The sequence below is a fragment of the Ignavibacteriota bacterium genome (assembly GCA_016707525.1).
Lineage (GTDB): Bacteria > Bacteroidota > Ignavibacteria > UBA10030 > UBA6906 > JAGDMK01.
The window spans coordinates 69,149-87,823 of sequence record JADJHP010000003.1; the positions used below are offsets into that span (position 1 = coordinate 69,149).

Here is an 18,675-nt window from a genome sequence, read left to right on the forward strand (position 1 = left end):
CTGCTCAGAATCCGAGTTCGAGTTTCGCTGCTTCACTCATCATGCTGGGGTTCCATGTGGGTTCCCAGACGACCTTCACGCTGACACCGGTAACGCCGGGAATGATCTTCACGCGTGATTCGACATCCTTCGGGAGGACCTGGGCCGCCGGGCAGTGTGGCGAGGTCAGGGTCATGAGCACTGTCACCTCTCCGTATTCATTCACCGCCACATCATAGATGAGCCCGAGGTCGTGGATATTCACGGGGATCTCAGGGTCGTAGCATGACCGGGTCGCCTCCACCGCCTGCCCCTGGATCAGGTTCTGCTCGATGGTGCTGATGACCTTCCGGTCGCTGGCGGGTGTGGTGGATTCGCTCATTCGGTGCTGATCGCCGTATCGTTGGTTTTCAATGCTGAATGCAGGGTGTGCCACGCGAGGCTGGCGCATTTGACGCGGGCGGGAAACTCGCTGACACCTGCAAAGGCGGCGAGCTTTCCCAGCCTCTCCAGTTCCTCCTCACCCGCGAGTTCTCCCTTCACTAACCGATGGAAGTCCCTGAAAAGTTCCTCAGCTTCGGCTATGGTGTGATTTTTTACCATCGCACTCATCACCGAGGCGGAGGCCTTGGAGATCGCACATCCTGCCCCCTCGAAGCTCACGTCCAGTATCCGGTCGCCATCCAGCTTAACATAAACCGTATAGTGATCGCCACACAGGGGGTTATACCCTTCAACGTGTCGTGTGGCACCTTCCATGGCGTGAAAGTTACGGGGCGACTTATTGTGATCAAGGATCACCTGCTGGTACAGCTCGTTCAGAACGGACATCAACCAAGGACCTCCCGGACCTTGTCCAGCGCTTTGATGAAAGCGTCCACTTCCTCTTTGGTATTGTAGAATGCAAACGACGCACGCGCGGTCGCCGGCACCCCGAACCGCTGCATCACAGGCTGCGCGCAATGGTGCCCGGTACGTATCGCCACTCCCTCCACATCCAGGATCGTCCCGATGTCATGCGGGTGGATCCCTTCCATGACGAACGAAAGAACGCCCGCCTTCTCCTTCGCCGTGCCGATGATCCGCACACCCGGGACCGTCAGGATCTTCTCCGTGGCATAGGTCAGCAGGTCGTGCTCGAACTGACGGATCGCATCCATGTTCAGTTCGTTCAGGTAATCGATCGCCGCACCAAGCCCGATCCCTCCGCCGATGTTCGGCGTACCTGCCTCGAACTTGTACGGAAGGTCATTGTAGGTCGTCTTCTCGAACGTCACGGACCGGATCATGTCGCCCCCACCCTGATACGGAGGCATCTGGTCCAGCCACTTCTTCTTGCCATACAGGATGCCCACTCCGGTCGGCCCGAACATCTTGTGCGCCGAGAACACGTAGAAATCACAATCCAGATCCTGTACATCCACGCGCACGTGCGGCACCGCCTGCGCACCATCCACAAGCACCGGGATCCCCTTCTCGTGTGCCATCCGCACGAGCTCTTTCACCGGATTGACCGTGCCGAGTGCATTCGACACGTGGGTGATGGCCATCAGTTTCGTCTTCGCGCCCAGGAGCGCCGGGATCGCATCCATCTGCAGTTCGCCGGCATCCGTGATCGGGATGACCTTCAGCTTCGCGCCCCGTTCGTCGCACAGCATCTGCCACGGGACGATGTTGGAGTGATGCTCCATCCCGGAGATCAGGATCTCGTCACCTTCACGCACGAACGCACGGCCAAAACTGTGGGCGACCAGGTTGACCGCTTCGGTCGTTCCGCGCACGAAGACCAGCTCTTTCGTGTCTGCCGCGTTCATGAAGGTCTGGACCTTCACACGCACGCCTTCATACGACTGCGTGGCGCGTTCGCTCAGATAATGCACGCCGCGATGGATGTTGGAGTTCTCGGCCTCGTAGTACCGCATCATCGCATCGATCACCGCCTGCGGCTTCTGGCTCGTCGCGGCATTGTCAAAGTACACCAGCGGCTTGCCGTTCACCGATTGCCGCAGCAGCGGGAAATGGTGGCGGCAGCCGGCGATCCGGAGCAGCTTGTGGAACTCTTCCGTCAGTGTCGTGGGATCGGGTGCTGTCATGACCGTGCCGTGGAAACGCGGCCCGCACGGAGCCGCTGATGAAGGAGATCATTGAGCCGCTCGCGGAGGGCGTCCACATGGATCCGCTCCACCACATCGGCCGCGAACGCGTACGTCAGCATGTCGCGCGCCTCAACCTCCCCGATCCCCCGGGCACGCAGATAGAACACCTGCTCTTCCTCCAGCTGCCCGACGGTGGCACCATGGGTACATTTCACATCGTCAGCAAAGATCTCCAGCTGCGGTTTCGTGTCGATGGTTGCACGGTCGGACAGCAGCAGGGTCTTGTTGGTCTGCCGTGCGTCGGTCTTCTGGGCATCCTGGCGGACGAAGATCTTGCCGTTGAAGACGCCACGGGACGATCCATCCAGCACCGCCTTGTAGAGCTCATGGCTGGAACAGTTCGGATGCGCGTGGTCGATGGCCGTATGGTTGTCGATGAGCTGGTCGCCCGTCGCGAGAGAAAGTCCGTTCAGGGTGCATTCTGCCCCCGGGGCCGCAAATGCCGCTGTCACGGTGTTCCGTACCAGATTCCCGCCAAGCGCAATACTGTTGGAGGTCATCGTGCTCGCACGCCCCTGACGGAACCAGGTACTGCCGATATGGAACGCCTCACTGCCTTCCAGTTGCAGCTTGTCGTGTTCCAGCACGGCTCCTTCGCCGATGAAGACCTCGGACACGACGTTCGTAAGATAGATGCCGGCCGACAGGCCTGCATAGGTCTCGACGACAGAAAGGCGGGCATTCTTGCCGACCCGGATGATATTCCTGGGCTGGATGGCAAGCGCCTGCGCGCCCGGCACGGCGAGAAACAAGAGCTCGACCGGCACTTCCAGCGTCAGTCCCTCCGGCACGTCGATGAATGCCCCATCATTCAGGAATGCCGTCTGCAATGCGGCGAATGCATTCCCCCTCACGGGCGCAAGGGATCCCAGAAGTTGCAGCACCACCGGGTCTTCCTTCCGGAGCGCAGCCGCGATGCTCTCCACGCGTATGCCCGCGGGGAGCTGAACCGCATTGGAAAGGCCTGCATCGAAACTTCCATTCACGAACACAAGCCGGCATGTGGTCCCCGGCAGCACCCACGGATGCAGCATGGAGTCCGTAACGGTCGGCGTGCCCTCCGGCCGGGCGAAGGCGACCTTCGTCAGCGAGGTGAGGTTCGTGAAGCGCCATTCTTCGTTGCGCGTGGTCGGAAAGCCGGCGTCCGTGAACTGTGCGATGCCTTCTTTCCGGAGGGCATGCACACGCGTCGCGGGTCCGCCATCCGCGGTGCGCTCCTGGGCGGCGAACTGCTCCGTATACCAGGGCAATGAAGTCGGTTTCTCTATCGATGTCTCTGTTGTGGTCATGACAGGCTATCCCTTACACCGCTGCGCCGCTGCGTTCCGCCTGCGGCTTGATCCAGTCATACCCGCGCTCTTCCAGCTCGAGTGCGAGTTCTTTGGTACCCGATTTCACGATCTGTCCATCCATCAGCACATGCACGAAATCAGGTATGATATAATCCAGAAGCCGCTGGTAATGGGTCACGACGATGACGGAGCGATCCCTGGACCGGAGCTTGTTCACGCCGTCGGCCACGATGCGCAGGGCATCGATGTCCAATCCTGAATCGGTCTCATCCAGGATGGCGAGGCGCGGTTCAAGCACTGCCATGTGGAAGATCTCGTTCCGCTTCTTCTCGCCGCCGGAGAACCCTTCGTTCACCGGACGGTTCAACAGCGACTGGTCGAGCTCCACGATCTTCATCTTCTGCTTCACCAGCTGCAGGAACTCCACCGCGTCCAGCTCCTCGAGTCCGCGGTGCTTACGAACGGCATTGAGCGACGCCTTGAGGAAGTAGGAGTTCGACACACCCGGGATCTCCACGGGATACTGGAACGCGAGGAAGATCCCCTCCCGGGCGCGTTCCTCCGGGGCCATGTCCAGCAGGTCTTTGCCCATGTACGTCACCGTCCCTTTGGACACGGCGTACGATTCCTTGCCGGCAAGCACGCCTGCCAGAGTACTCTTGCCGGATCCGTTCGGTCCCATGATCGCATGCACTTCGCCGGGTTTCACCTCGAGCGAAATGCCGTTCAGGATCTCATTGCCGTTGATGCCGGCGTGAAGGTCTTTGATGCTTAGCATTGAATTCTCCAATTGTCGATCCTCAATTCTCAATGAATTATCCATTATCCATGGATCATGGATAATGGATAATTATTCCCCCGCGTTAGCCGACGCTTCCTTCCAAACTCACCCCCAGCAGCTTCTGCGCTTCCACCGCGAATTCCATCGGCAGTTCGCGGAAGACCTCCTTGCAGAATCCGTTCACGATCATGTTCACGGCATCCTCGGCGGACAGCCCGCGCTGCTTGCAATAGAAGATCTGGTCTTCCCCGATCTTGGAGGTCGATGCCTCGTGTTCCACACGCGACGACGTGTTGCGCACCTCGATATACGGGAACGTGTGCGCCCCGCACCTGTCGCCCAGAAGAAGGGAATCGCACTGCGAGAAATTGCGCGCATTCTCCGCGCCCTTCTTCACCTCCACAAGCCCGCGGTAGGAATTCTGCCCGTACCCCGCCGAGATACCCTTCGAGACGATCGTGCTCTTCGTGTTCTTCCCGATATGGACCATCTTCGTCCCGGTATCGGCCTGCTGACGATTATTCGCCACGGCCACCGAGTAGAACTCGCCCACGGAGTTGTCGCCGATGAGCAGCACACCGGGATACTTCCAGGTGATGGCCGAGCCGGTCTCGACCTGCGTCCAGGAGATCTTCGAATTCACCCCCTGACACTTCCCGCGCTTCGTCACAAAATTGTAGATCCCGCCTTTGCCATCCTTGTCGCCCGGATACCAATTCTGCACCGTGGAGTATTTGATCTGCGCGTTGTCCAGGGCCACGAGCTCCACCACCGCGGCGTGCAGCTGGTTCGTATCGCGAATCGGCGCGGTGCATCCCTCGAGATAGCTGACATGTGCGCCGGCCTCCGCCACGATCAGGGTCCGTTCGAACTGGCCCGTATCCGCAGCGTTGATGCGGAAGTAGGTCGACAGCTCCATCGGCGAGCGGACCCCCTTCGGGATGAAGCAGAAGGAGCCGTCGGAGAAGACCGCCGAGTTGAGTGCAGCGAAGAAGTTGTCGTTCGCCGGGACCACCGAGCCGAGGTATTTCTTCACAAGATCGGGATGCTCGCGCACGGCCTCCGAGAACGAGCAGAAGATGATCCCCAGCTCATTGAGCTTCTCTTTGAAGGTCGTTGCGACGGAAACGCTGTCGAAGACCGCATCGACGGCCACGCCGGCGAGACGCGCACGCTCGGCCAACGGGATGCCGAGTTTCTCATACGTCTTCAGCAGTTCCGGATCGATCTCTTCCAGGCTCTTGGGTGCGACCTTCTGTTTGGGCGCGGAGTAGTAGATCATATCCTGGTAGTCGATCGCGGGATAGGAGACGTTGGCCCACGTCGGCTCTTTCATCGTCAACCAGTGCCGGAATGCTTTCAGCCGCCACTCCAGGAGCCATTCGGGTTCACCCTTCTTGCTGGAGATCAGCCGGACGATATCCTCGCTCAATCCGCGCGGCGCGGCGTCGGACTCGATATCGGTGACGAAGCCGTACTTGTACTCGCGGTTCGCAAGGGATTCGATGGTCGATTGTTCGGTGCTCATGTGTCCTCGTTGCTGAAATGCTCTGCCCGATCAGGCCGGCTGTGGTGCTGGTGCGGCCGGTTTCGCAGGTGCAGGTGCAGCCGCTGCCGCAGGCCTGGTGCTTGGCTTCCGGAAATCCTCTTTGTGCACAGACCACGTCTGGCGATCGATCGGCTGCAGCAGCTTGTCCTTTTCCATCCGCTCGATCAAACGGTGGGTGATCTCCTCCGCTTCGGTATACCCCACGCGGAGACGATGTTCCGCGGCGAACGCGATCACCGCATAGTGAATGTCGCGAAAGAAGACATTCGACAGATGAAACACCGGAACGCGGGTCCGGAGGAACGGAAGAAAATCCCCGCTATGCGTGAGAATGTGATCGCGTGCCTTCATGTGCGTCCTGTTGTTCATCGTGGTGTGGTGTACGGATCGTTTCCGCAACTATGTGCACTGCTGAGGCGATATCGTCATCCGTTGTGAATCGGCCCGGACTGAACCGGATCGTGGCTGAAGCGTCCGCGGCCGGCAGGCCGAGCGCGCGAAGGACATGCGAGGGCCCGGGCTGAGCGGAACTGCACGCGGCACCGGACGAGACCGCCAGGCCCGGCATGGCACGCATGATACGGTCGGCCTGGATGCCCGGAAACGTGATGCTCGCATTGTGGGGCAGCCGGTTCGTGACATCGCCATTCTCTTTGAGTCCCGGAAGTGCCTCGCGGAGACCGGCGACGAGCGCGTTCCGCAGCTCACCGATGCGCCACGCATCCGTGGCACGCTCGGCGATGCAGATCTCGGCGGCCTTGCCGAATCCGACGATCGCCGGCACATTCAAGGTCCCGGACCGGAGACCCCGCTCATGTCCGCCGCCATCGATCTGTGCTGCGATCTGGATCGCCGGGACCCGGTGGCGAACGTACAACGCGCCCGCGCCCTGGGGGCCATACATCTTGTGTGCGCTGAAGGACAGGAGGTCGACCGGGATCTCGCTCACATCCACCGGAAGGATCCCGACGGCCTGCGTGGCATCGGAGTGGAACAGGACGCCCTGGTCATTACAGAGTGCGGCGATCTCTGCCACCGGCGCAATGGTCCCGATCTCGTTGTTCGCCCACATGATGCTGGCAAGGACGGTGTCGGGCTGCAGAGCGGCAGAAAGACTCTTCACCGAGACTCTCCCCTTCTTGTCGACAGGCAGGACCGTGACACTGATGCCGGCCCGCTCGAGCCGTTTGCAGCTATCGAGGACGGCGCGGTGTTCCGTAGCGGCGGTGACCACATGCAGCGACCCGCCACCCGAGCGTTGATACGCAGCCTCAACGGCACCCTTGATCGCGAGATTCACGGACTCGGTCGCCCCGCTCGTGAAGATGATCTCTTCCGGGTGCGCACCGATGAGGTCCGCCACCTGTCCACGTGCGATGTTCACCGCAGCAGAGGCGGTGAGTCCATAGGCATGACTCCGGCTCGCGGCATTGCCGTAGAGTTCGGTCAGCCATGGGAGCATGGCGTCGAGGACCCGCGGATCGACGCGGGTGGCGGCCTGATTGTCGAGGTAGATAGGATGTGCCATGGCTAAACGATCTCCGCAAGTGTCATGGTGCGGAAGGCACGTTCGATGTTCGCCTGCACTTTTGTGAGCGGCGACTTGATCGTGCACACGCTGAACACGTCGCAACTGGAGGGCCCGTCGGAGAGACACTGCGCGATCACGGGGTTTGTCCCCTCGATAGCGTGGATGATCGACGATACCTGTACGAGCTGTGGATCCACGGCAAGGGCGTACCCGCCCCGGACACCCTGATGCGAGGTGATGAGTCCGGCTTTGCTGAGCCGCTGGAGAACCTTCGCGAGGAGGTCGTAAGGAATGCCGTAGCGGTCGGAGATCTCCTTCGCGGTCACAAGGTCACCCCCCGACCGCGCAGCGATATCGCGGATGGCGATGAGCCCATATTCTACTCGTTTTGAGAGTCTGACCATGTTCGATATACGACCAATACAGTCCGAGTTACCTGCCGAAAAAATGCGCCTTCAGGCGCTGTACCATAATAACAGCGGAACGGGCATATTCGTTCCGAAACCATCAAAAGATAATGGTTTTCATCGTATTTTTCAATACCCCATCGACGGGGCGGTGGCCCGGGGGGCCCCCAGGGCGGTGCATGCACCGCCCCCAATCCTGCCTATTTGAAGGTCTCGGTAAAGAGCGCCTTCATACGATCGAACGAACGGGCATCGGCAGAAGCATTGTAAGCGGCTCCTTTGGAAGGATCGTCGCCGGCACCCTTTTGACTGAACGCGTGAACCGCCCCCCCGTATGCTGTGAATTCCCAATCCACATGGGCGTCACGCATTTCCTTCTGAAACGCCTCCACCGCCGGGCCCGGAACGTACGGATCGTCGGCACCGTGCAAAACCAGAACCCTCCCCTTGATCTGTTTCGCATCGTCGGGGTTCGGGGTATCGAGGTTCCCGTGGAAGCTGATCACGCCACGCACCTGAGCGCCGCTGCGGGCAAGTTCAAGGACAGTGCCGCCGCCAAAGCAGTACCCGATCGCCGCAACCCTCTGCGCATCCACTCTCTTGTTCGCTGTGAGCTGATCAAGTGCCGCCTGTGCCCGGGCACGCAAGAGCGGACGATCGCCCCGGTAGATGCCTGCCTGCTTTGAAGCCTCCTGCACATTCACCGGCCGGACGCCCTGCCCATAGATGTCGGCCACGAACGCGACATAGCCCATCTCCGCAACCTGCCGCGCACGCATCTGCACGTACTCGCCGACACCCATCCAGTCGTGCACCAAAACCACACCGGGGCGCGGCCCCTTCAGCGCAGGGTCATAGGCAATGAACCCCTCAAGGACGGTATCGCCGTGTTTGTAGGTCACCTTCTCCATTTTCACTTCACTGAAGGAAGGCACGGCAATGAGGACTGCGAGCAGGGCGAGAATGAAGCTCTTCATAGGAACTCCCGGTTGGTGTGTGGGGCACGATGCATGCACCGCCATTAGAACCGCGTGGGACGGACAGAGGTTCCCGCGAGACCTAAACGCGCGGGGGCGATCCCACAAGCAGGACCGCCCCTACAAGATCTGGCCACGGCATCATCGGATACCTGTGTACGGGCGGTGCATGCACCGCCCTACAAACCTCGATCGGCGTACCGGGATCCGCAGCCCCTGAGGGCGGTGCACCGCCCCTACACAACCCCTCCACGATCGGCGTGACCCGGGATCCGGGAACCTGCCCCCCAGATCCCCACGACAGAACCTCTTTCGCCGCGTCCGACCGTTCCGACGTCCTCACCGCTGCGGTCGATGTCCGCGTCCGAATGCGCGATGGACATGAACCCGGCCTCGAACTGCGACGGCGCAAGGTTGATCCCCCGCTCAAGCATCCCGCGGAAGAACGCGCCGAACTTCGCACGGTCTGCGACCGCGGCCGTGGTGTAGTCCGTCACCGGCCCCTTCGTAAAGAATGTGGTGAACATCGCGCCGACACGGTTCTGTACGAGCGGATATCTCCCATCGTCAAGGACCTTCTGCATGCCGCTGGCGAGGCGTGCGGACTTCGCCTCGAGCCGCGTATAGAATGCCGCATCTTCCTGGATGATCGAGAGCGTCTCGAACCCTGCAGCCATCGCCAGCGGGTTGCCTGACAACGTGCCGGCCTGATACATGGGTCCGGCCGGAGCCACCATCGACATGATATCCTTTCGCCCGCCGTACGCACCCACCGGCAATCCTCCGCCGATGATCTTGCCGAGCGTCGTCAGGTCGGGTGTGATCGCATACAGCTCTTGAGCCCCGCCGCGGGCGACACGGAAGCCCGTCATCACTTCATCGAAAATGAGCAGGATCCCTTCCTTCGTGCAGATCGTCCTGAGGCCCTCGAGGAACCCTGGCTGCGGGGGGACGCATCCCATGTTCCCCACGACGGGCTCGACGATGATGGCCGCTACCGCGCCGCGGTTCGCATCCACCAGTGCCTGCACGGACGGCAGACTATTATATGCTGCCGTGAGGGTGCCATTGGCAACGCCCGCCGGCACACCGGGGCTGTCCGGCACCCCCAGCGTCATTGCGCCGGAGCCTGCCTTGATCAGGAACGCATCGCCGTGGCCATGATAACACCCTTCGAACTTGATGATCTTCTCCCGACCGGTGAACGCGCGGGCAAGCCGGATCGCGCTCATTGTCGCTTCCGTGCCGGAATTCACCATGCGCACCATCTCGATCGACGGTACGATGCTGATGATGAGTTCCGCCATGCGGATCTCCAGCTCGGTGGGTGCGCCGTAGCTGGTCCCCTCCAGGGCGGCCTTCCGCACCGCATCGATCACGCGGGGGTGGGCATGGCCGAGGATCATGGGCCCCCAGGAGCCGACATAGTCGATGTACTCGTTCCCATCCACATCGGTGATGCGTGAACCGGCAGCCTTCGCAATGAAGAGCGGGTTGCGGCCCACCGATGCGAATGCGCGCACGGGGGAATTGACGCCACCGGGGATCACCATCTTCGCCCGGCCGAACAGCGCGTCGGAGGTCTTCGTGGTCATGGAGGTCATCTCTTTTTCAGGATCGTCGCTGCTTCTTTTGCAAAGTACGTCAGGATCATGTCGGCACCCGCGCGCTTGATGCTCGTGAGTACCTCCATCATCACCCGTTCGCCATCCACCCAGCCCTTCGCGGCCGCGGCCTTGATGAGCGAATACTCACCGCTGACGTTGTATGCCGCAGTGGGCATATGGAATTCATCCTTCACGCGGCGGATGATGTCGAGATAGGACAGCGCGGGCTTCACCATGACGATATCCGCACCCTCGCGGATATCCTGCGCCACCTCCCGCAGAGCTTCGTCGGCATTGGCGGGGTCCATCTGATGCGACCGCCGGTCGCCGAACTGTGGCGTGCTCTCTGCCGCTTCGCGGAACGGGCCGTAGAAGCCCGAGGCATACTTTGCCGCATACGACATGATCGGAAGGTTCGTATACCCGTTGGCATCCAGGACGCGGCGGATGGCACCGACCCGGCCATCGAACATGTCCGACGGCGCGACCATATCGGCCCCTGCCTGCGCATGGGTGAGCGCTTCCTTCGTCAGGAGCTCCACCGAGGCGTCGTTCACGATCTCATCGCCCTTCACGATGCCGCAGTGGCCATGCGATGTGTACTCGCACATGCACACATCCGTGATGAGGTACAGTTCCGGGACCTCCTTCTTGACAGCGCGGAGGGCAGTCTGCACGATCCCGTGTTCGTCATACGCACCGCTCCCGACCTCGTCTTTCTTCGGCGGGATGCCGAAGAAGATGACGGCAGGGATACCCAGGGCGTGCACATCGACACATTCGCGCACGATCTCATCCACGGACATCTGATAGACGCCGGGCATGGACGAGATCTCCTTCTTCACTTTCGTCCCGGGCACCGCGAAGAGCGGATAGATGAAGTCGTTCACCGACAATTCCGTTTCGCGCACCATGGCGCGGAGCACGGGACTCATGCGGGTGCGACGCAACCGGCTGACCGGGTAGTTGCCCTCATATATCGACATGATCGGTCTCCATAAACTCGTTTGAAGTTCCCATGACAATGCAATGCAGATATCAGATATCTGAATTCAGATATCTGAATCAGCTTCTCACGATCCTCTCGGCAACATCCCGCCCGTTCCGCACACAATCCCCTACCGCAATGCCGCCACGGTAGTTCGCGCACACCACGAGTCCGGGGTGCGAGGCTTCCAGCGCGTCCACCATCGTCATGATCTTCCCGTGACCCAGATTGTACTGGGGGATCGCACGGTCCCACCGGATGACCCGGGCATACGCCGGCTCGCCCTGCACTGCCATGATCGAGGCCAGTTCCGAGCGCACCATCGCGAGGATCTCCGCATCCGTCTGCGCGAGGAGTTCGGGCTGGCGCGACCCTCCCACAAAGGTCGTCAGTGCACAATGCCCCTCCGGCGCCCGGCCGGGGAACAGAGCCGAGGACCAGATCGTCCCGAGGATATTCCGCTTCTCGACCGCGGGGATGAGGTACCCGAACCCATCCAGCGGGCGCCCGCACTGGCCGGTGCGGTATCCGAGATACACTTCCGCCACGGGGGGATAATAGATCCCCCGGAGTGCACGCGCGAGGTCCGCTGCATGCGGCTGGAGCAATCCTGCTGCCGTGTACGACGGCACCGCGAGCACGACATCCGAGGCCTCCAGGCGCGAGGCCCTTCCACCCAAGGTATAGTCGATCGAAAAGCCCTGCCCCTTCCCCTGCGCAGACGGCTGCACGCCGATCGCGGTGACGGTGCAGTTGCATTGCACCGCCATGCCGAGACGATCCGCAATGGCTTCCGGGAACTGCTGCATGCCCCGCACGAACGAGAACATCCGTGCGCGGTCTTTCGCGACCTCTGCGCGCTTCTTGCGCTCGCGCGCACCGCCGATCATGCCACGGATCAACCCGCCATACTTCTCTTCCAGTGCGTAGAGCTTCGGGAAGGCGCTCCGGACGCTCAACTCTTCGGGGTTACCGGCATACACCCCGGCTACGAAGGGATTGATCGCATAGTCCAGGAATTCCCGGCCCAGGCGGCGTTCCACGAACTCGGCGATGGTCTCCTCACGGGCAGCGCGACCCACAAACGGTTCTTTCAGGAGCCGCAGTTTCCCGGGAACGGTCCACAGGCGCGACCTCAGAAAAGCCGGCGGGGACATGGGCAGAGCATGCAGCTGCCCGTTGCGGAGGATGTATCGGTTGTTGGATGCATCGTCCGCATACAGCCGGTCGCGCGTGAGTCCGAGGATCCCGAACATCTCGCCGAAGACCGGAGTGGTCTCCAGCGCGCTATTCGGCCCGGTCTCGACCATCCAGCCGCCGTCCTGCATCGTACGCATGGTCCCGCCCGCAACGCTCTCGCGTTCCAGGACGGTGACAGGCACACCGTTCTCTTTCAGCCAGAAGGCTGCGGTGAGTCCGGAGATCCCCCCGCCGATGACGACAACATGTTTCGTGCTCATGTGAGTTGCGCCTGTGCCAGTTCGGCCAGCGCACCGATGAATGATGGATTGGTATTGAGTGCCGGCATCATGTCATAGTATTGGATCCCGCGCGACCGCGCATGACGCCGCACTTCGATGTTGATCTCCCACAGCGTTTCGCTGTGGTCGGACACGAACGCCACCGGTACAACGATCACGTGCGTGGCGCCTTCGTCCGCCAGCCGGTCCAACGTCTGCAGCAGCGAGGGCTCCAGCCATTTCTGCGGGCCCACCTTGCTCTGATAGCAGAGGTGATGGGGGATGCCGAACTTCCCTTCCCGGACCACCGCTTCATAGGTCCGCACCACCTGTCCCTGATACGGATCCCCCTCCCGTACAAGTTTCATCGGTGTGCCGTGTGCGCTGAACACGATGTGGACATTCTTCCGGTCCGCCTCCGGGACGCGCCGGAGAGCGATCCCGATATTGTTCACCAGCGCCCGGATCAGGAGCGGATGTTCGCAGTACTCCTCGACCACCGAGACCTCTGGCGCATATCCCACGCGGGCGCAGATCCGGTTCCACTCGTTGACGGCAGAGCCCGTCGTGCTCTTCGAAAAGTGGGGGTAGAGCGGCAGGAGCACCACGCGTTCGATCCCATCCTTCATGAGGCGTGCAATGGCTTCATCGGTCATAGGATGCCAGTACCGCATCGCGACATACACCGGCATCCCGGTACGGGCAGCAAGCGCATTGGCCTGACGCTGGGTCAGCCGGAGGATCGGCGATCGTCCGCCGATGTTCCGGTAGTACTCCTGCACTTTCGGGGCACGCTTGCCAGAGATCAATCGTGCGAGAGGCTTTCGGAACAGGAACGCGAGGGGCAGATCGATGATGTCCGGATCGCAAAAGAGGTTATACAGGAACGGCTCGACGGCCCCGAGGGCATCGGGTCCGCCGAGCTGAAGGAGAACGATGGCGGTGCGGGTGGACGGGGTCATGCTTCAACCCCGCCGGTGGAAGGCCGGGCTCAATTCCTGGACGGCGCGCACCATCGCGCGGGCGTGGTCCGGAGGAACATCCGGCAGGATGCCATGGCCCAGGTTGAAGATGTGTCCGGGCCCATCGCCGTACTTCTTGAGGATCGATCCGACCTCGTGGCGTATCCGTTCGGGCGCGGCGTACAGGTACGCCGGGTCCAGGTTCCCCTGCAGCGCGACACGGTCACCGACGAGCTCACGCGCCTCACCGATATCGACCGTCCAATCGACGCCGACGACATCAGCCCCGATGGTCGAAAGTTCCTTCAGCGTCCCATGGATCCCCTTCGAGAAGACGATCACCGGAACGCCGCCGCGGTGCATCCGGGCAACGATGTCTGCGATCCATTCGAGCGAGAACTTCCTGAAATGGTCAGGAGCGAGGATGCCGCCCCATGTATCGAAGATCTGTACCGCGTCGACCCCTGCCGCGATCTGTGCTTCGAGGTAGTTGCGCACGGAGACCGAGAGCTTCTCCAGCAACGCCATGAGTGTCGCGGGCTCATCCAGCATCATCTTCTTGATCACGCTGAAGTTCTTCGTCCCGCCACCTTCGACCATATATGCAGCCAGTGTCCAGGGTGCCCCCGAGAACCCGATCAGCGGCACGCGCCCCTGGAGTTGCCGCTTGACGAGCGACGCCGCATCGGTGACGTACCGGAGGTCCCTGTCGGGATCGACCACCGGCAACGCATCCACCTGGCCGGCCGAACGGATGGGCATCGGGAAGCGTGGGCCGCGGGCCTCTTCCATGACCAGGTGCATGCCCATCGCTTCCGGGATCACGAGGATATCGGAAAAGAGGATCGCGGCATCGACACCGATGAGGTCCACGGGCTGGATGGTCACTTCGGCCGCCAGTTCCGGTGTCCGCACCATCGTGAGGAAATCCGACTTCGCTCGCACGGCACGGTACTGGGGCAGGTAGCGCCCGGCCTGGCGCATCATCCAGACCGGCGTTCGTTCAACATGCTGGCGCCTGCATGCGCGGAGGAAAAGATCGTTCTGTAGAGTAGCCATATGTTCCCGTTATTCACAAGGGCACAGCGTTTTTTACCTGCCGGCGGCGGTGGCAACGTATGCCACGAGCGCCTCGACCAGTCCCTCATCGCTCGGCGTCGCGGCGATACCGTGCACAGGCACACCGCAACGGGCCGCCGCCGCACCGGTGGTCGACCCTATCACCGCCACCACACAGCCGTGCAGGAAGTGTTCGAGCTCCCCGGCGGCAAAGATCCCGCAACATTCCTCCACGGCAGAAGGACTCGCGAAGAGGAGCGCCTTGGGGGTCGCCGGGCGGAGAACCTCGCGCAAGGCCGACGCAGTGGCCGCATCGGGACCCGCCGTACGATACACGACGACGGGTACGATCTCCGCTCCTGCCGCTGCGAGGGCATCGGCGATCTCTTCCCGTCCGCGGTCGCCCCGCGGAAGCAGGAAGCGTTTCCCGCGGATATCCATGGATCCGAGCAATGCTCCGAGTGCGGCACCGGTGGCGGCGGCGGGGACCGCACGGGCGGTGATCCCGTAGTCGTTCAGAGCATCGGCGGTCTTCGGGCCGACGGCAAACGCCCCGACATTCCGCCACGCGTTGGCGGGTATGCCCAGCGCCTTCGCTCTCCGAAAAAATGCATGGACGGCATTCGTGCTGGCGAACACCATACCGTGATACCCGGTCCGATGCAGCAGTGCTTCATCACACGCCACGAAGCTCCCGGGCGGAAGGATACGGATCATCGGCAGAAGCACAGGGATCCCGCCGGCACTGCTGACCGCTTCCGCGGTCCGTGCGCCCTGGCCTTCCGGGCGCGTGATGATGACCCTCAGGCCATCAAGGGTTGTTCGCTTCATGCCGGATCGCTTCCAGGATAGCGCGGGCACCGAGGGCCAGCAGATCATCCGCGAGCGAGCGCCCGAGGGCATCCGCTTCTGACGGTGCTGCGTGTTGAGACCCCCGCACCACCTGTTTCCCGTCGAGCGAGCCGACCATCGCGTCCATGATGAGCTCGCCCTTTTCGATCCGGGCATAGGTGCCGATGGGGACCTGGCAGCCACCTTCGAGTGCACGGAGCAACGCCCGCTCCGCGGTCGTCGCCTGGCTGGTCACTTCATGATGCAGACATTTCACTACTTTCCGGATCTTCCGGTCTTTGGACCGGACCTCGATCCCGAGCGCCCCCTGCCCTACGGCAGGCAGCATCACGTGCGGATCGAGCGTCTCCCCGATCCGGTCCGCCCACCCCAACCGCACCACACCAGCGCGGGCGAGGATCATGCCGCCCCAGGTGGAGCCGGTGAGTTTTTGATACCGTGTATTCAGATTGCCACGGAGATCGATGACCGAGAGGTCCGGGCGCCGATGCAGGAGCTGTGATGTGCGGCGCAGGCTGCCCGTCGCGATCACGGCACCGGCCGGCTGGCCCGTCAGCGTCCGTTCTTTGGCATTCGGGCGCGGAAGGAACACGTCGCGCACATCCTCGCGCTCGGTGACCGCGGCGAGCACCAGCCCATCGGGCAGGTGTGTGGGCAGGTCCTTCAGGCTGTGCACCGCGAGATCGATGGCACCATCGAGGAGGGCACGTTCGATCTCCCGCGTGAAGAGGCCCTTGTCGCCGATGCGCGACAGGGGTGCGTCCAGGATCCGGTCGCCGGTCGTCTTGATGATGACGATCTCGACGCTGGTGGACGGGAATGTCTGCGTGAGGCGGTCGCGTACCCAGTGGGCTTGCCAGAGCGCCAGGGCGCTCCCGCGGCTGCCGATGCGGATGATGTCAGTCGCCATGTGATTCGTTCTTTGTCAGGCCGAACAATTCACGGAGCACTTTGATGCGCTGCAGCGTATCAGGCCCGTGGCTTCCGTTCTCCGCCCCTTGCTTCAGCGTCGTCAACGGTTGGTGCAGGATCTTGTTCACGATGCGTTTCGTGAGCATCTCCACCAGCTCGCGGTCCTCAGGCGTGAACCTGTTGATATTCTTGTGCACTTCCTCGGCACGGATCGCTTCGAGGGTGGTACGGAAATCCTGGATCGTGGGTGCGACCTGCAGCGACTTGTGCCACCGGAGGAACTCCGCCATCTCCTCGCGCACGATGCGCGTGACCGCGGGCATTTCCGCCGTCCGCTTCTGCAGGTTCCGGTCCACGATCGCGCTGAGCGCGTCGATGTCGTACAGGAACACGTTCTCGATGCGACGTGCGGCCGGGTCGACGTTGCGCGGCACGCCGATGTCAATGATGAAGAGCGGGTTGTTCCCGCGGCGGCGCATCACCTTCTGGACATCCTCCGGCCCGACGACGTAGGTCGGGCTGTTCACGGACGTGATGACGATGTCCGCGACGCGGAGCCCCTCCGCCATCTGCTCGTAGTCCACCACTTCGCCGCCGAGTTCGGCGACAAGCGCCTCGGCGCGGGCACGGGTCCTGTTAGCAACACGGACGGTCCCGATCCCCTTCCCTACCATGTGCTTCAGTGTCAGCTCGCCCGTCTCGCCGGCACCGATCAGCAGGACCGACTTCCGGGAGAGGTCGGCGAAGATCTTGCTGGCAAGTTCCACGGCCGCATAGCTCACCGACACCGCGCCCTCGCAGATCGACGTCTCGGTGCGGACCCGTTTCCCCACATGCAGGCTTGCCTGCATGAGCCGGTTCATCACGGGGCCCAGGGCGCCGGCATCGCGCGCGAGCTGGAACGCTTCCTTGACCTGATTCAGGATCTGGATATCGCCGATGACCATCGAATCGACGCCCGCCGCCACCTTGTAGAGGTGGTTCAGCACGGCACCGTCACGCCATGCGGTGAAATGCTCGGGGCGCACGGATCCATCGGCATGCTTGAGGTCGAGGAGCGTGGCGATCACATCGGTGTGATGGAGAGAGGCGTCGCGCGGGACACCATACAGCTCCGTGCGGTTGCAGGTGGAGACCAGCATGCACTCGTCAAAGAACCGTTCCTTCAACAGCGTCACAGCCTGCCGGGCTTCGTCGGTCGAGAGCCACATCCGTTCACGCACTTCCACCGCGGCGGTGTGGTGACTGATACCGATGGAAAAGAGATTCATCCTACCCGCACGGCCCGTCTAGTGAAACGTGTGAAAGCTGCTGAGAAAGAGATTGATCACCATCATGGAGATGAACACGAACAGGAATCCGACCAGCGACACGATCATCGTCTTGCGCCCCTGCCACCCTCCGCGGCGCTTTGCCGTCAGGGCCAGGGCATACAGGCACCAGATCGCGATCGTACCGATGAGTTTCGGATCGAAATACGAGATATCCTTGAAGACGATCGGCAGCCAGACCACCCCGACAAGGATGGCGATGGTCAGCATCACGAACCCGAAAGCCTCCGAACGGTGGCTCATCGTCTCCAGGGTCTCCAGGTTCGGGAGCCGGCTGTAGACGATGCCGAAACGGCTGGACTTGATCTCGTGATACAGCATCAGATACAACAGGCCGTAGACCGCGGAGATGGAGAGTGCGGTGTACCCGAGGATCGCTGCGGACACATGGAAGCCGAGCAGCCGGCTGTGCAGGTAGTCCGGGATCACCAGGAGGTCCCGGATGAACAACGACGAGATCGTCTGGAAGATGAACGCCAGCGTCAGGACGAACAACCCTGTATTGTGCACCCGCGTACGGAATTCGAGGTACAGGTACGCACCGCCGATGGAGGCGGCGAGCAGCGTCATGATCTCGAACAAGGACGTGATCGGCGGATGGTCGAAGAGCACCGTCCTCGCACCCAGGAACACCAGGTGGAGGACGATGATCACGATCAGCGCCGGATGCTTGATCCTCTCAAGCACGGGTGCACTCCTGAAGAACGTGATGCCATACACGGCCACGAGTGCAGCGTACAGCACCGGCAGGAGCACCTGCAGGGCATCAACGATAAGGCGGACATCCATAGTATTTAAATATACGTATTTGGCGATTGAAAATGAAACCGCG

Annotated in this window: 19 protein-coding genes; all 19 read right to left on the reverse strand. The window is 61.8% G+C overall.

The window, feature by feature from the left end:
* Positions 1 to 4: 4 nt before the first annotated feature.
* The 19 genes from IPI01_06485 to ccsA all read right to left on the reverse strand — a co-directional run bounded on the left by IPI01_06485 (position 5) and on the right by ccsA (position 18,632).
* Positions 5 to 361, reverse strand: coding sequence for a DUF59 domain-containing protein (locus IPI01_06485; GenBank protein ID MBK7257440.1), 357 nt, complete (start codon positions 359 to 361; stop codon positions 5 to 7).
* Positions 358 to 810, reverse strand: coding sequence for an SUF system NifU family Fe-S cluster assembly protein (locus IPI01_06490; GenBank protein ID MBK7257441.1), 453 nt, complete (start codon positions 808 to 810; stop codon positions 358 to 360). Before IPI01_06490 ends, IPI01_06485 begins: the two co-directional genes overlap by 4 nt.
* Positions 810 to 2,072: a cysteine desulfurase gene (locus IPI01_06495; GenBank protein MBK7257442.1), complete on the reverse strand. Its 1,263-nt coding sequence runs from the start codon at positions 2,070 to 2,072 to the stop codon at positions 810 to 812. The genes IPI01_06490 and IPI01_06495 overlap by 1 nt, the downstream gene beginning before the upstream one ends.
* On the reverse strand, positions 2,069 to 3,424 hold the full coding sequence (gene sufD, locus IPI01_06500) for a Fe-S cluster assembly protein SufD (GenBank protein ID MBK7257443.1): 1,356 nt from the start codon (positions 3,422 to 3,424) through the stop codon (positions 2,069 to 2,071). The genes IPI01_06495 and sufD overlap by 4 nt, the downstream gene beginning before the upstream one ends.
* A gap of 13 nt (positions 3,425 to 3,437) precedes the next feature.
* Entirely contained in the window at positions 3,438 to 4,205 is a 768-nt protein-coding gene (gene sufC / locus IPI01_06505; protein ID MBK7257444.1) for a Fe-S cluster assembly ATPase SufC, read from the reverse strand.
* Between the two features lie 85 nt (positions 4,206 to 4,290).
* Positions 4,291 to 5,736, reverse strand: coding sequence for a Fe-S cluster assembly protein SufB (gene sufB / locus IPI01_06510; protein MBK7257445.1), 1,446 nt, complete (start codon positions 5,734 to 5,736; stop codon positions 4,291 to 4,293).
* 30 nt (positions 5,737 to 5,766) lie between these two features.
* Entirely contained in the window at positions 5,767 to 6,108 is a 342-nt protein-coding gene (locus tag IPI01_06515; GenBank protein ID MBK7257446.1) for a hypothetical protein, read from the reverse strand.
* Positions 6,077 to 7,285 carry a cysteine desulfurase gene (locus IPI01_06520; GenBank protein ID MBK7257447.1) on the reverse strand — a complete coding sequence of 403 codons (1,209 nt, stop codon included), beginning with the start codon at positions 7,283 to 7,285 and terminating at the stop codon, positions 6,077 to 6,079. Before IPI01_06520 ends, IPI01_06515 begins: the two co-directional genes overlap by 32 nt.
* A 2-nt stretch (positions 7,286 to 7,287) precedes the next feature.
* Complete coding sequence (locus IPI01_06525) at positions 7,288 to 7,692, reverse strand: Rrf2 family transcriptional regulator (protein MBK7257448.1); 405 nt, start codon at positions 7,690 to 7,692, stop codon at positions 7,288 to 7,290.
* 203 nt (positions 7,693 to 7,895) lie between these two features.
* A complete protein-coding gene (locus IPI01_06530) occupies positions 7,896 to 8,672 on the reverse strand; it encodes a dienelactone hydrolase family protein (GenBank protein ID MBK7257449.1) in 777 nt (258 codons plus the stop codon).
* Positions 8,673 to 8,908: 236 nt separating this feature from the next.
* Complete coding sequence (hemL, locus tag IPI01_06535; protein MBK7257450.1) at positions 8,909 to 10,267, reverse strand: glutamate-1-semialdehyde 2,1-aminomutase; 1,359 nt, start codon at positions 10,265 to 10,267, stop codon at positions 8,909 to 8,911.
* Between the two features lie 5 nt (positions 10,268 to 10,272).
* Positions 10,273 to 11,265: a porphobilinogen synthase gene (gene hemB, locus IPI01_06540; GenBank protein ID MBK7257451.1), complete on the reverse strand. Its 993-nt coding sequence runs from the start codon at positions 11,263 to 11,265 to the stop codon at positions 10,273 to 10,275.
* Positions 11,266 to 11,344: 79 nt separating this feature from the next.
* Positions 11,345 to 12,727, reverse strand: coding sequence for a protoporphyrinogen oxidase (gene hemG, locus IPI01_06545; GenBank protein ID MBK7257452.1), 1,383 nt, complete (start codon positions 12,725 to 12,727; stop codon positions 11,345 to 11,347).
* Positions 12,724 to 13,689, reverse strand: a complete 966-nt coding sequence (gene hemH / locus IPI01_06550; GenBank protein MBK7257453.1) for a ferrochelatase — start codon at positions 13,687 to 13,689, stop codon at positions 12,724 to 12,726. The genes hemG and hemH overlap by 4 nt, the downstream gene beginning before the upstream one ends.
* 3 nt (positions 13,690 to 13,692) lie before the next feature.
* On the reverse strand, positions 13,693 to 14,748 hold the full coding sequence (locus IPI01_06555) for a uroporphyrinogen decarboxylase (GenBank protein ID MBK7257454.1): 1,056 nt from the start codon (positions 14,746 to 14,748) through the stop codon (positions 13,693 to 13,695).
* Positions 14,749 to 14,781: 33 nt separating this feature from the next.
* Positions 14,782 to 15,579, reverse strand: coding sequence for a uroporphyrinogen-III synthase (locus tag IPI01_06560; protein ID MBK7257455.1), 798 nt, complete (start codon positions 15,577 to 15,579; stop codon positions 14,782 to 14,784).
* Positions 15,560 to 16,510 carry a hydroxymethylbilane synthase gene (gene hemC / locus IPI01_06565; GenBank protein ID MBK7257456.1) on the reverse strand — a complete coding sequence of 317 codons (951 nt, stop codon included), beginning with the start codon at positions 16,508 to 16,510 and terminating at the stop codon, positions 15,560 to 15,562. The genes IPI01_06560 and hemC overlap by 20 nt, the downstream gene beginning before the upstream one ends.
* Positions 16,500 to 17,783 carry a glutamyl-tRNA reductase gene (locus IPI01_06570; GenBank protein ID MBK7257457.1) on the reverse strand — a complete coding sequence of 428 codons (1,284 nt, stop codon included), beginning with the start codon at positions 17,781 to 17,783 and terminating at the stop codon, positions 16,500 to 16,502. The genes hemC and IPI01_06570 overlap by 11 nt, the downstream gene beginning before the upstream one ends.
* A gap of 18 nt (positions 17,784 to 17,801) precedes the next feature.
* A complete protein-coding gene (ccsA, locus tag IPI01_06575) occupies positions 17,802 to 18,632 on the reverse strand; it encodes a cytochrome c biogenesis protein CcsA (GenBank protein ID MBK7257458.1) in 831 nt (276 codons plus the stop codon).
* Between the last annotated feature and the right edge of the window lie 43 nt (positions 18,633 to 18,675).

What these genes read in the sequence shown, in the direction of transcription:
- IPI01_06515 (MBK7257446.1), bottom strand. Translation starts at nt 6,108, where the DNA reads ATGAAGGCACGCGATCACATTCTCACGCATAGCGGGGATTTTCTTCCG.
- ccsA (MBK7257458.1), bottom strand. Translation starts at nt 18,632, where the DNA reads ATGGATGTCCGCCTTATCGTTGATGCCCTGCAGGTGCTCCTGCCGGTG.
- IPI01_06490 (MBK7257441.1), bottom strand. Translation starts at nt 810, where the DNA reads ATGTCCGTTCTGAACGAGCTGTACCAGCAGGTGATCCTTGATCACAAT.
- sufB (MBK7257445.1), bottom strand. Translation starts at nt 5,736, where the DNA reads ATGAGCACCGAACAATCGACCATCGAATCCCTTGCGAACCGCGAGTAC.
- hemH (MBK7257453.1), bottom strand. Translation starts at nt 13,689, where the DNA reads ATGACCCCGTCCACCCGCACCGCCATCGTTCTCCTTCAGCTCGGCGGA.
- hemB (MBK7257451.1), bottom strand. Translation starts at nt 11,265, where the DNA reads ATGTCGATATATGAGGGCAACTACCCGGTCAGCCGGTTGCGTCGCACC.
- hemG (MBK7257452.1), bottom strand. Translation starts at nt 12,727, where the DNA reads ATGAGCACGAAACATGTTGTCGTCATCGGCGGGGGGATCTCCGGACTC.
- IPI01_06570 (MBK7257457.1), bottom strand. Translation starts at nt 17,783, where the DNA reads ATGAATCTCTTTTCCATCGGTATCAGTCACCACACCGCCGCGGTGGAA.
- IPI01_06495 (MBK7257442.1), bottom strand. Translation starts at nt 2,072, where the DNA reads ATGACAGCACCCGATCCCACGACACTGACGGAAGAGTTCCACAAGCTG.
- IPI01_06530 (MBK7257449.1), bottom strand. Translation starts at nt 8,672, where the DNA reads ATGAAGAGCTTCATTCTCGCCCTGCTCGCAGTCCTCATTGCCGTGCCT.
- sufC (MBK7257444.1), bottom strand. Translation starts at nt 4,205, where the DNA reads ATGCTAAGCATCAAAGACCTTCACGCCGGCATCAACGGCAATGAGATC.
- IPI01_06520 (MBK7257447.1), bottom strand. Translation starts at nt 7,285, where the DNA reads ATGGCACATCCTATCTACCTCGACAATCAGGCCGCCACCCGCGTCGAT.
- hemL (MBK7257450.1), bottom strand. Translation starts at nt 10,267, where the DNA reads ATGACCACGAAGACCTCCGACGCGCTGTTCGGCCGGGCGAAGATGGTG.
- sufD (MBK7257443.1), bottom strand. Translation starts at nt 3,424, where the DNA reads ATGACCACAACAGAGACATCGATAGAGAAACCGACTTCATTGCCCTGG.
- hemC (MBK7257456.1), bottom strand. Translation starts at nt 16,510, where the DNA reads ATGGCGACTGACATCATCCGCATCGGCAGCCGCGGGAGCGCCCTGGCG.
- IPI01_06555 (MBK7257454.1), bottom strand. Translation starts at nt 14,748, where the DNA reads ATGGCTACTCTACAGAACGATCTTTTCCTCCGCGCATGCAGGCGCCAG.
- IPI01_06560 (MBK7257455.1), bottom strand. Translation starts at nt 15,579, where the DNA reads ATGAAGCGAACAACCCTTGATGGCCTGAGGGTCATCATCACGCGCCCG.
- IPI01_06485 (MBK7257440.1), bottom strand. Translation starts at nt 361, where the DNA reads ATGAGCGAATCCACCACACCCGCCAGCGACCGGAAGGTCATCAGCACC.
- IPI01_06525 (MBK7257448.1), bottom strand. Translation starts at nt 7,692, where the DNA reads ATGGTCAGACTCTCAAAACGAGTAGAATATGGGCTCATCGCCATCCGC.